Origin of the sequence: Aetokthonos hydrillicola CCALA 1050, assembly GCF_017591665.1 — a bacterium.
Taxonomy (GTDB): domain Bacteria; phylum Cyanobacteriota; class Cyanobacteriia; order Cyanobacteriales; family Nostocaceae; genus Aetokthonos; species Aetokthonos hydrillicola.
In genome coordinates, this window is the sequence record NZ_JAAKGC010000002.1 from 32,232 (window position 1) to 43,832 (window position 11,601).

Annotated in this window: 9 protein-coding genes, 1 other RNA gene and 1 pseudogene; 3 read left to right on the forward strand and 8 right to left on the reverse strand. The window is 41.4% G+C overall.

The window, feature by feature from the left end; all coding sequences use genetic code 11:
- Positions 1-87: 87 nt before the first annotated feature.
- The 7 genes from nth to G4P69_RS01375 all read right to left on the reverse strand — a co-directional run bounded on the left by nth (position 88) and on the right by G4P69_RS01375 (position 6,863).
- Positions 88-759, reverse strand: coding sequence for an endonuclease III (gene nth, locus G4P69_RS01345; RefSeq protein WP_208346622.1), 672 nt, complete (start codon positions 757-759; stop codon positions 88-90).
- A complete protein-coding gene (rseP, locus tag G4P69_RS01350; RefSeq protein WP_208348175.1) occupies positions 735-1,826 on the reverse strand; it encodes an RIP metalloprotease RseP in 1,092 nt (363 codons plus the stop codon). Before rseP ends, nth begins: the two co-directional genes overlap by 25 nt.
- Before the next feature lie 147 nt (positions 1,827-1,973).
- Entirely contained in the window at positions 1,974-3,254 is a 1,281-nt protein-coding gene (serS, locus tag G4P69_RS01355; RefSeq protein WP_208348178.1) for a serine--tRNA ligase, read from the reverse strand.
- A 91-nt stretch (positions 3,255-3,345) separates the two neighbouring features.
- The gene (locus G4P69_RS01360; protein ID WP_208338340.1) at positions 3,346-4,587 is read right to left on the reverse strand and encodes a M16 family metallopeptidase; all 1,242 of its coding nucleotides are present in this window, start codon (positions 4,585-4,587) and stop codon (positions 3,346-3,348) included.
- Between the two features lie 445 nt (positions 4,588-5,032).
- A non-coding RNA gene (ssrS, locus tag G4P69_RS01365) (6S RNA) lies at positions 5,033-5,214 on the reverse strand.
- Positions 5,215-5,274: 60 nt separating this feature from the next.
- Positions 5,275-6,399, reverse strand: a complete 1,125-nt coding sequence (locus tag G4P69_RS01370) for a 5-(carboxyamino)imidazole ribonucleotide synthase (protein WP_208338320.1) — start codon at positions 6,397-6,399, stop codon at positions 5,275-5,277.
- The gene (locus tag G4P69_RS01375) at positions 6,396-6,863 is read right to left on the reverse strand and encodes a pentapeptide repeat-containing protein (RefSeq protein WP_243902862.1); all 468 of its coding nucleotides are present in this window, start codon (positions 6,861-6,863) and stop codon (positions 6,396-6,398) included. Before G4P69_RS01375 ends, G4P69_RS01370 begins: the two co-directional genes overlap by 4 nt.
- Positions 6,864-7,213: 350 nt before the next feature.
- Here G4P69_RS01375 and G4P69_RS01380 point away from each other — a divergent pair, with 350 nt between their 5' ends.
- The 3 genes and pseudogenes from G4P69_RS01380 (at position 7,214) to G4P69_RS01390 (ending at position 8,872) form a co-directional block, all read left to right on the forward strand.
- Positions 7,214-7,582 carry a hypothetical protein gene (locus tag G4P69_RS01380; protein ID WP_243902060.1) on the forward strand — a complete coding sequence of 123 codons (369 nt, stop codon included), beginning with the start codon at positions 7,214-7,216 and terminating at the stop codon, positions 7,580-7,582.
- Positions 7,573-7,977, forward strand: a pseudogene (locus tag G4P69_RS01385) (ATP-binding protein); the annotation flags it as partial. The gene G4P69_RS01380 and the pseudogene G4P69_RS01385, both read left to right, overlap by 10 nt.
- Before the next feature lie 574 nt (positions 7,978-8,551).
- The gene (locus G4P69_RS01390) at positions 8,552-8,872 is read left to right on the forward strand and encodes a slr1957 family protein (RefSeq protein WP_208338317.1); all 321 of its coding nucleotides are present in this window, start codon (positions 8,552-8,554) and stop codon (positions 8,870-8,872) included.
- A 144-nt stretch (positions 8,873-9,016) separates the two neighbouring features.
- On the opposite strand, the gene G4P69_RS01395 is transcribed toward G4P69_RS01390, so the two are convergent.
- Positions 9,017-11,557 (reverse strand): sigma 54-interacting transcriptional regulator, encoded by a 2,541-nt coding sequence (locus tag G4P69_RS01395; RefSeq protein WP_208338316.1) that lies wholly within the window; start codon positions 11,555-11,557, stop codon positions 9,017-9,019.
- Positions 11,558-11,601 lie beyond the last annotated feature (44 nt).

The window sequence follows — 11,601 nt, forward strand, 5'->3', positions numbered from 1 at the left end:
TATATACTATCACATGATATTTTTTCTGATACACCCTACTTCCCAACTTTTGACTTTTGACTTTTGACTTCCCCAAAGGGGCTTGCCCTATTCCCTAGAAGGACAAACCTCAGCAAGTTGACAAGCCTCACATAAAGGAGAGCGTGCCTTACAAACAGCACGACCGTGATAAATTAGCCTGATGGACCAATTTTCCCAATCGTGTTGAGGTAATAGCTGCATCAAATCTCGTTCGATGCGGATAGGATCTGAGTGTTCAGTTAACCCTAAGCGCTGGCTCAGACGCATAACGTGGGTATCTACCGTAACGCCAGCATTAATTCCATAAGCATGAGCTAAGACTACATTTGCTGTTTTTCGTGCTACACCAGGAAGCTGTAATAGCAGTTCCATTTGTTGAGGAACTTCACCACCAAAGTTCGTAACAATCATTGAACAAGCAGCTTTGATATTCTTAGCCTTATTGCGGTAAAACCCAGTTGAACGAACCAAATCCTCTAACTCGACCAAATCTGCATTTGCTAAACTAGCTGCATCTGGAAACCGGCTAAATAAAGCTGGTGTAACCTTATTGACTCGCTCATCAGTACACTGAGCAGAGAGAATAGTAGCCACCAGCAGTTGTACTGGTGTTGCGTAGCTCAAGGAGCAAGTTGCATCTGGATAAAGATGCTTGAGGCGAACTAAAATTTCTAACGCTCGTTGCTCTTGGGATAAGCTTATCTTGCTATTACTCACTGGAATAACTTTTGCACCCACTCTAGCTGAGTAGTTTCTTTCAGGATGAGAAAAATCCCTAAGCCTAAAAGTAGCATTAAACCAGTTTGCATCACACCATCTTGAATGCGAGTGGGTAAGGGTTTACCACGTAGCCCTTCTATCAAAAGAAAAGCCAGTTGCCCGCCGTCTAGAGCTGGTAAAGGCAAAATATTGATGACAGCCAGGTTAATGCTAATGAGAGCACCGAAGAAGAACAAACTGCCTGCATCATTTTTGGCAATGTTAGCACCAATCTCCACAATTTTAACTGGCCCAGCAACTTGATTAGCTGTTTCACCAAAATTAGTGATCAGTTGTCTAAAACCGTCAAATGTCATCAAGACAATCCGTTGAAATTCAGCAGCACCGATCTGCAAAGCTCGAACGGGATTACTCACACGATGACGTTCAACTTTCATGTTAGGAGCAAGTCCAATGCCAATGGTACCGCCATTTGGTTTAGCTTCTGGAACCACAGTCACAGATAAATTCTCTTTACCACGGGCAATTTTGAGTTGAACAGGCTTATCAGCACTTGTTTTAATAATTTCCCTTAAAGCCTCTAATTCTTTCCGTGATGCTCCAAACTCTCTTTGATTCGCTCCTAAAATGATATCCCCTGGACGAATTCCCGCGTTTGTAGCGACAGAACTGACATTTGGTGCTAGCTGTTGTATCACAACCCCTGGTTGAGCTGGTCCAGCTTGAGTTATTCCAACAGTACTAACTTGTACCACCAAAAGGAAGTAAGCAAATATTAAATTTGCTATCACTCCTGCGCTAATAACAATCGCCCGATCTAGTATTGGTCTGTTACGCAAAAGATTCGGGTCTTCTGGTGGAATAGTATTATCTGGATCATCGTCAGGAAAGCCAACAAAGCCTCCCAAAGGAAATGCGCGGATAGCGTATTCAGTTAATTTTCCTTGGTACCTCCAAATAACCGGACCAAAACCGAGAGAAAAACGGTTAACGTAAATACCTTGAGATCTTGCTGCGATGAAGTGTCCTAGCTCGTGTACTAGGATCAGAACAGCTAAGACTGCGATCGCCGCTAAAACTGACATATATAAAAATTAATGAGCTTTATTGAGTGAGACATTCCTTTATTGTAGAATTGTGAACAACTGTTGCACTAGACTCAATGGAATATTTTCCTACTTATTAGGGCGAGATTAATTCTGACTCCTGACTTCTGACTCCTGACTCCTTCTTTAAAGAATTTCTCGTCCTAAATAAGGTTGTAAGGCTTGTGGTATTTTCACAGTCCCATCTTCTTGTTGATAATTTTCCAAAATTGCTGCCATTGTACGCCCTATTGCCAAACCAGAACCATTGAGCGTATGGACAAACTGGGTTCCCTTCTTGCTGCTTTCTTTAAAGCGGATTTGGGCTCTTCGAGCTTGGAAGTCTACAAAATTCGAGCAGCTAGAAATTTCCCGATATTTTCCAGAAGAGGGAAGCCAAACCTCTAAATCATAGGTTTTAGTAGAAGAAAATCCTAAATCTCCAGTACATAGCTCTATCACGCGGTAAGGTAGCTGCAAAGCCTGTAAAATTGCTTCTGCATTTCCCACCAATTTTTCCAGTTCTTCAAAAGAAGTGCTCGGATGAACAAACTTCACCAATTCGACCTTGTTAAATTGATGTAAGCGAATTAATCCGCGCATATCACGCCCATAACTACCAGCTTCCCGCCGAAAGCAGGGAGTATAAGCACAGTGATAGATGGGTAAATCGTCAGCAGAAACAATTTCACCACGGTAAAGGTTAGTTACAGGTACTTCTGCCGTAGGAGTGAGCCATAAGTCATCAGCCGCACACTTAAAACTTTCCTCAGCGAATTTAGGAAGTTGACCTGTACCTGTTAAAGAATCAGTGTTAACTAAAAATGGAGGAATAACTTCCACATAGCCTGCTGCAATATGGCGATCGAGCATAAATTGAATTAATGCTCTCTCTAGCCCAGCACCAGCACCTATCAGGGTTACAAAGCGACTTTGGGCAACCTTCACCGCACGTTCAAAGTTAAGAATCCCTAACTTTTCACCAATTTCCCAATGAGGAAGAATATGGGGATTCTGGGGAATGTACTCATCACCCCAACGGCGAACTTCAGGGTTGTCATCCTCACTTTTGCCAACAGGGGTTGAGTCACTTGGTAAGTTAGGAAGTGCAAGTAAAACTTCGTTAATTTTAGCTGTGAGATCTTTTTCCTCGGGTTCAAGTGTAGCAATAAGAGTTTTAACAGAGCTACCTTCATCCCTTAGAGCTTGAATTTCTCCTCCTTTAGGATCGCTACCAGCTTTAATCTTTTCAGGAATTAATTTAGCAATTTCGTTACCACGCGCCTGAAGCTGACTGCGCCGTGCTTCTAATTCTCGTTGTTGTTTATCAAACTCAACGAACTGCTGAATATCGTAGTTGCCACCACGAGTATTCAACTTTTCTTGAATTAATTCAGGATTGTCTCGTATTTGCTTAATATCCAGCATTGGGGATTGGGGATTGGGGATTGGGGATTGGGGATTGGGGATTGGGGATTGGGGACTGGGGACTGGGGTGTATGGTTAGTAATGAATAATACTATCTGGGTTTGAGTACGGTGATGGTATAATTGCTGGAAGAAAGATACTTTTTTGCTAATTCTTGTAGTTGTTGACTATCAAAGGATTGTATTTGTTCTGGATAAGTGACTGATAATTCTGCTCTGGCTAGAGTGTTGTAGTAACCATATAGCCCTGCAAGCTGATTTGGTGTTTCTGTGGAAAAAGCATAGTCATTACACAGCAAGCGTTGACAACGAACTAGCTCCTGCTCGCTAATCCCAACAGAAAGCAAATCGTCCAAGTGTTGGCAAATTAAGGCTTCTACGTACTCTATGTGTTCTGGTTTTAACCAAGCTGTAATTGTGAATAAACTAGATTTCTGTTGTAACGAAAAATTGCTATAAATGCTCTGCACTAGTTGCTTTTCTTCTCGCAAAATGCGCACTAATCGAGAAGTTCTTCCTTGTGCGAGTAATACTGAGAGCAAATCTAAACCATAGGAAGTGCGAAGTTCTTCAACTCCTGGCGCAGTCCACGCCATTAGTAACCGTGCCTGCTCTAATCGTGGTGATGAAAGCTCTTGACGCTGAATTCCAGCAATGATTGGAATCTCTTCCTCGTTTGGTAGACAACCGCAGCAAGCTTCAGAAAAGTCTGTAAATGATTTACTGACTATCTTCAAAGCAGGCTCCTGTGGAATTCCTCCCACAATAACCACAGTCATGTTTTCTGGTTGGTAGTGAGCGCGGTGAAAACAGCGCATTGCTTCTGGTGATTGCTGCATCAGTTCTCTCTGAGTACCCAGCACCGAACGTCCATAGGGATGGCGTTGATAAATCCTTGAAATCAGAGATTGAAATCCTATCCAGTCTGGATTGTCGTATGCTTGACGGATTTCTTCTAAAACAACGTCCCGTTCCCGGATAAATTCGTCTTCTGGAATTGCTGCATTTAGTAACAATTCCGCTAGGTAAGGCAGAGTATCTTCTAGGTAAGCGGAGGCGGTAATTAACGAGTAATGAGCGTAATCATAGCTTGTCGCTGCATTTGTTATACCACCCTGATTTTCAATCTTGTGATCGAATACCCCTGGAGCTAGTGTTGCAGTACCCTTGAAAATCATGTGTTCTAAAAAATGAGCCATCCCAAACCATGGTTCTGGCTCAATTCTTGAGCCTGCTCGCACCCAAATATCTGCCACAACAACAGGGGTTGTGGGAATTTCTTGATGAATTACAGTTAAGCCATTGTCTAATTTAATTACCGAAGCTGGAAACACGCTATTAATTGGTTTGTGTAACAAGTTCTTTACAGTTTTCCTCTCAATATAGCCCAATAGTTGGGTTATTAATTTTTACTCATAGAAAAAGGGAGTTATGTTCTCCCTATTTTTTGTTTTTGCTTATAAAGTAGGAAACTTGTAAGGCATTCTTTGGTATAAATTAGAACGCTTTTCACAAGATACTTGACGGGAGAAGTCAGCAAGTATGTCTCTCAGAGAACAAGTTTCCAGTTACGCGTAGTCTCTCTTTATAAGAAGGTCGGTGATTTCTTGTTAGTAAGTGATTTAGATATAAGAGTTAGTGTAATCAATAATCACACTATATTATTAAACTATATGGATGGGATTATAGATCTCTAATTTTTAATTATTTATCAATGATATAAAAAATTCTAATAATTAAAGCTCCTAAGATGTAACTTAGGAGCTTATTCATTATTTTAAGTTCACCGCAACGCCGTTTTACCTAAGTTTATGACCTGGTTAAACCAGGTGGGCACCAAACTCATCGTTTAAAGTTTCCGGGTACATGCCCGGTCTACTGCCACGAGATCTAATGGTTCCCTTATCATTAAAGGCATAGATCAAAAAACTTTATGGCAGTCACCAACGTCGTAGTGAAACATCTCTATTATATCTTTACTATTGGTTTTGTGTGTCCAAAATTAAAAGTTTCTCGCTAATTTAACTGGGATACCATACAGATTCTATAGTTTGAGCAATCTGACTTGCCGTATTTTTGTCGCTGCTATTCAACAAAACCGTAACGTGTCCTAGCTTACGTCCAGGACGTGACTCTGTTTTACCATACCAGTGAACGTGAGCTTGGGGAATTTTCTCAAGTGAGGCACGTTTATTAATGTAGTCACTCTGGGAAGTTTCATATCCCAAAAGGTTAACCATGACAGCACCGGAGCAAATCAAGGCAGTACTACCCAAAGGTAACCCACAAACTGCTCGTAAATGTTGCTCAAATTGAGAAGTCTCACAAGCGTCTAGAGAGAAATGTCCTGAATTGTGGGTGCGGGGTGCAATTTCATTGACGAGTACCTTGCCATCAGTGGTGAGAAATAGTTCAATTCCAAAAACTCCTACGGCTTCTAGACTATTGAGTATAGTTTGAGCAATATATTCTATTTTTGCTGCTACTTCTGGTGCGATCTTCGCTGGCGCAATCACACGCCTACAAACCTGTTGTTCTTGTTGAGTTTCCACTATTGGGTAAGTAACCACATCGCCAGTTACAGAACGTGCTGCTATTACTGCAAGCTCTTGTTCAAAGGGGATAAATTCTTCTAGTAAAAAACAGTTTTTACTACTTTTGGTATACTCAGCTAAGGCGTCGACATGGTTAACTATAAAAGTTCCTTGTCCATCGTAACCGTGGCGTCGAGCTTTTAAAACAAGTGGGAATCCTAACTCGGAAAAATCGCCCTTGTTTTCCTCCAGGGCAAAAAACTTTGGTACAGGTAAACCCAGATCGCGTAAATAGCAGCGCTGGTGATATTTATCTAAAAGAGGCGCTAATGCTTCAAGTCTAGGGCGAAAGCACACCCCTTGCTGTGCTAGGGGTGATAAAGCATCGAGATTGACAAACTCATTTTCAAAGGTGATGAAATCGGATTTTGTGGCTAACGTAGCTGTGGCGATCGCGTCGTCCACTGCTGCCAAAACCGTATCTTGTGCGATCGCCACAGCCGGATCATTAACCCCAGGAGTTTGTACTACCAATTCCACCCCTAGCTTATGAGCAGCACCGCCCATCATAGCTGCTAGTTGTCCGCCACCAATTACACCAACACGCTTCATGTACACCCCAGAGAATCACGAGTTTCCACACCAGTTTTAGAATTCACGCCACTGGCTTTTATACACAGTTCTTTGATTTGCGCCTTGTCTAAAATTGCGTCCGTAAAATCTGCTCCTTTGATATCCACATCCTTAAATATAGTCCGCAGCAAAATAGCTTCTGTTAACACAGCATTACTCAAATCCGCCCCTGTCAAGTTTACCTGATCTAGCATTGCATTACTCAAATCAGCTGAGTGTAGATTTGCTTTTGTCATCACAGAAGCACTAAAAACTGCTCCCCGCAAGTCAGCATCAACAAAGCTAGCGAGTTCCATATTAGCGTTAGAAAACTCTGATGCTTGCAAACTCTGTCCAGAAAAATCCCGTCTTGTCAACTCTGCGTTACTAAATGACATTGGATGAGTCCAATCTGCTAGAGCTGGTGTTGGCCATAAAAGCAGGCCGATTAACAATGCTAACATTACCAGTCGTTGCCAAAGCATATAGAATAATAAGTTTTATATACAATCGTTACTTCTCAGCTTATCGCATCAACTGGATGACCGAACAAAAACAACCTTTATATAAGCTTTAGCATTTTGATGTTATTTTCCACGATGACTTAAAGCTAATCCTGATGTCATGCTAATAACTCACAGTTGAGGACAAAGGGAGGTAAGGCAGTTATCAGGCAACTAAGAAACAAAATATTTTCGTGATTAAGTCACCTCAATTCATTATTGGAGATTAACTGATAACTGTTTACTGTCCACTGATAACTGTTAAGCCACATGGTGTTCAAATATATCGAGGTTTTATGAAAAGCTTAAAAATGAAATCCTTTTGGACAATATTAGCTACAGCAACAGCTTCGCTTTTAACAGCAACATTTGGAGTACCTTCGTCTGCTCTTGCATCCAGAGCGGTCTTTAATTGTAGCGCTGAAGGTGTCATTGTTGAAGTTTCTCGTCTAAGCGATGGAACCCTTCGTTACAAAGCCTACAACATTCCCACTGATCTTAGACGTCCCAATCTTGTAATTGACGGGGGTACAGTAGGTAAGAACTCTAGAGGAGATACTGTCTACAGGTTTAGAAACAGAAATTATCTTTATGTTGCTGTTAAAGACGAAAATTATGGCAGAGTCCTAGTTTACAAGAATAACCAACTTATTGCGACAAAACCCTGCGGCGATGTTTAAAATTTTGGCTTCAGCATGGAGAACCATTATTGAATAGTACTGGATACCATGAAGTTGCTCCTCATATAGTACTAATGGCTTTCTTGCATCGTGTCGCTAATGGTGGTGGAACCCTTGAGCGCGAATACGCAATTGGTAGCGACCGCATGGATTTATGTTTGAGATACCGTTCTACCACCCTAGCAATCGAATTAAAAGTCTGGCGCGATAAAAAACGCGACCCCCAAGCTGAAGGGATCGAACAATTAGAATCATATTTAGCGCGATTAGGATTAGACTTTGGTTGGTTATTCATATTCGACCGACGAAGCAAGGCTCTACCAATTGAAGAGCGCCTATCGACTGAAATTGTAACCACAATCAATCAACGTTTCATCACTGTCATACGAGCGTAAGTTAAACTTTAATTAAGTATTTTTTACAGTAACAAAATACCGTTACATGGACGTTCTTACTTCTCAGATATATATGGTCTGGCAGTAAAATAGCATGATTCTCAATACTGCTCGGTTAAGCCAAAAATTTATATTTAATGTAGGTTGGGTTGAGGAACGAAACCCAACACATACAAGGGTTCGTTGGGTAACGCTTATGCGCTCTACCCAACCTACGATCTTCCTTAACCGAGCAGTATTGGCATGATTCTAGTGCTTCACAAGCATTAATACGTAGCGTCTCGGCTTTTGTGAAGATAAGTGAAGGTAATTGAAATTCCGACGTAAAGTTTATTTTCTTTTCGATCAAGATAGTGTTATATCCTGCTAGTCTTTTAATTAAGTAATTTCTTTTTTTAGTTGTTATTACAGATGACAAATTATTTTTAATAATACTTAACAAAAGTAAAATAAACTAAATTATTGCAATCTTAACCATTCACTAAATTTTTATAAATCCCTCTTCCTTTAGAGGGATTTTTGCAACACATTTTATCTGAGTTCCTCAACAACTTTTCAACAGAATCGAAACAATATGAAACATTACCGTGACGAATGGATTGAAGAATGGTGCCATGAAAATGGCTGGACTGAGCTATTTATAGAGCGCTGTGACAATTATTGGGCGTTTCCTCCTGGAGGAGTCATACCTGAACCAATCCCACCTCACGTTCTTAGAGTGATTAAATCCGAAAAAGGATTGACTGTTGAGGAGAGATTTTGGTCATTATTAGCGGTTATGGGTACAATCGTTGCCATTGTTTCTAGTTACCTATTCAGGTGCCCGATGCCGCTAGTTTTTGCTTTTGCTTTTGACGCAGTAACAGCAGCTCAACTAGAGGTTGAAGATATATAATTTGGGCATAGGGCATAGGGCATAGGGCATAGGAAAAAGTTACCAATAGCTTGTCCCTCTCCACCCATAAGGGAATGGGGTTTCCCGCCACTTTTATGAACTGACCTTAAATCCTTTGGCGGGAGTGGAATTTTGGTAATGCATTCAAGGTGAAACAATAATGCTCCACATAGTTGCTCCTAACGCGATCGCCGCCAAGTGCTGCCAAAAGAGCGATCGCATCGGTTGGCGAGCAATTTTTTGTATCAGCACTATAGTTAACAGAACTGAAACAATCAGCGTTGTACCCTGCAAAAATTCAATCACCGCTGGATGAGCAACCAATACAGGTAATTGGTCACCTTGAAGACCAAAAGTCGCAAAAGTCACAGGCAAAATCCGCCCTCCTTCTGCTAAACCCAAACGCAAATAATGAGCCAAGTTACCACCCAAAACCAATGGTAAGTAACCATAAGCAAGTTCTACAAATCGTCTTGGCTTAAAGCGATTTTGAGATAACCGGTACAAACCGACCATCAACCCGTATGCGGCAAAGGGAATAGCAACGGGGATCATCAAAGCCAAAAGTGATATCCCTAAGTGCGGTAAAAACTGTGTTAAATCTAGGTGTAATCCCAACCAAGATTGTAACTCTGGTAAACGATGGAGATAAACTCCACCCAATAGCAAAAACATCAATGCAACTTCGTAGCTGCGGGGTACATGAGTTGTCCAGAGTTCGATCCCCGGAGGACGTAAATTGAATTCCACAGAACGATGAGGACAAGCTTTGAGACAAGTCATGCACAGTACGCAATCTCTGTTATCTTCTAACTGTGCAGGATGAGAGTACAAAGGACAACCAAGAGTCTCCATCCCCTCGCCTTTTTGTGGTCCCCCCTTGTAACATTGATACGTTGTGCAAGTTGCAGAACAGATACCCTGCTGTGCGCGTAGTTCAGTCATCGACAGTTTGGCAAACAAACCATTCATCCCGCCAATTGGACAAAGATAACGACACCAAAACCGTCTTTCAAAAATAGCAGAGAAAATCATCGCCCCAGCAGTAATTAATAGCAGCAAACAAGCTGATAGGTAGGCAGTGTTTTCTAACTTCCAGAGTTCTTCCCACAAAAAAATCAAGGTAAACAGCCCAAACAGAAACCATCCTCCCCATTTTTCAGCTTCTTGTCTAGGCCAACGTTTTAATTGTCTAGGAAACAGCCACAATGATAACTTTTGCGTGACTTCTCCATAAATCATAAACGGACAGACGGAACACCAAACGCGACCTAAAAAGGGAAATGCCAATAGGAAAAAAGGCCACCACCAAGCCCAAAATAGATTTAAAGCGAAATTGCGATCGCGAGTTTGGGGACCAATAAATAGTATTGCTATAATGATCGGGAATACAGTTAATGTAAAACCGTAGTTAATTCGATCAGTCCACCAAGGACTTCGCAGGAACTTACGCAAGCCAGGGTAGGCGTTTAAAAGATTTACTCGAAATTGCTTTTTCTTGGTTTGTGCTGACCAAAAAATTTCTTCTGTTAACTCTTTTGCTCCTTCTGCTTGAACAATCGCCCGTTCTACCAAATTTTGCAATTCTTGAAGGTTACCAGGAAAATCATAGGATTGTAAGCGCCGTATGGCTTCTGGTGTGACTTTAGGTTTACGAATACTGTTTGTCTTCGTATAAAGACTGATATAGTATTCCACCTGAGCTTTAATATCAGTTTTTCGTACTCGTAAAGGTGGTACTTTGATAATCTGACCAACCGAACGCTCTATTTTTGACTGATTCTTTTCGGATATTATCAATATTCGGGCTTGGCTGATGCGAGGTTCAGGGGTTGGATCTTCTGAGCGACTTACAGGTTTATACGTATTATTTCGTATTAAATTACATAAATCAGGCACTAACTCTTGGGGTGCATCTTGAATGTTATTGAGTACTAAAGTACCTTCTCCTAACCATTCCAGCAGTCCTGGCTTACCCCCAAACCGACCAAACAAATCAGCACCGCTAGCCTGGAGAAGACTACACTCAACTTTAATGATTGGTTCTCGGCGCTTTGCAGAACCGAAATGAATCAAAGCCGCTATATTGTCTTTTTCTAATCCTGGTTCTCCGAAAATAAGTACTGCCTTGCGTTCTGCAGCAGCTTCTCTAATTTCTTCTCGCAGACGTATTGCGTAACGACTTGTCCCGACAATTCCCCGTTTTGCTTTGGTAACTAAATAGGGTCGCAAGGCTACAGAACGTTCTTGTTCGTAAGTTAGCGCAGATGTTAACTGTACTACTTCTTGTGCCATTTGACGAGAAATGGCCTGATTAATTTCGGGGTATTTGCTGACTAATTCTCGAAACTTAGCTGCAGGCACAGCCCACAAACGGCATTCTGTTACAGTCGTGATAGTGCGCATAGCCAATTCATCCAAGTGTAATTCTTGGAGGTGAATGACTGATCCGGGAAGAAACCCAATAGCTAAGGATGGGTTTATTTGACTGCTACTATGGCTTTCAAGTTTACCTTCTAGAAGTATGTATAATGCTTCTGGGGCGGTGCCTTCGGTAACTAGAGTTTGGTTAGCTGGAATAACTTTTTCTTCAATAACTTGAGCGATCGCATTTAAGGGTTCAGGCGGCAAAATTCCTAAAGCCGTCCGTTCTTGTAGCCATATCACGACTTCTGTTGTGATCATAGTTATTTTTCGACCTATTTTGTTTACGCTTGTGAATCTTTATG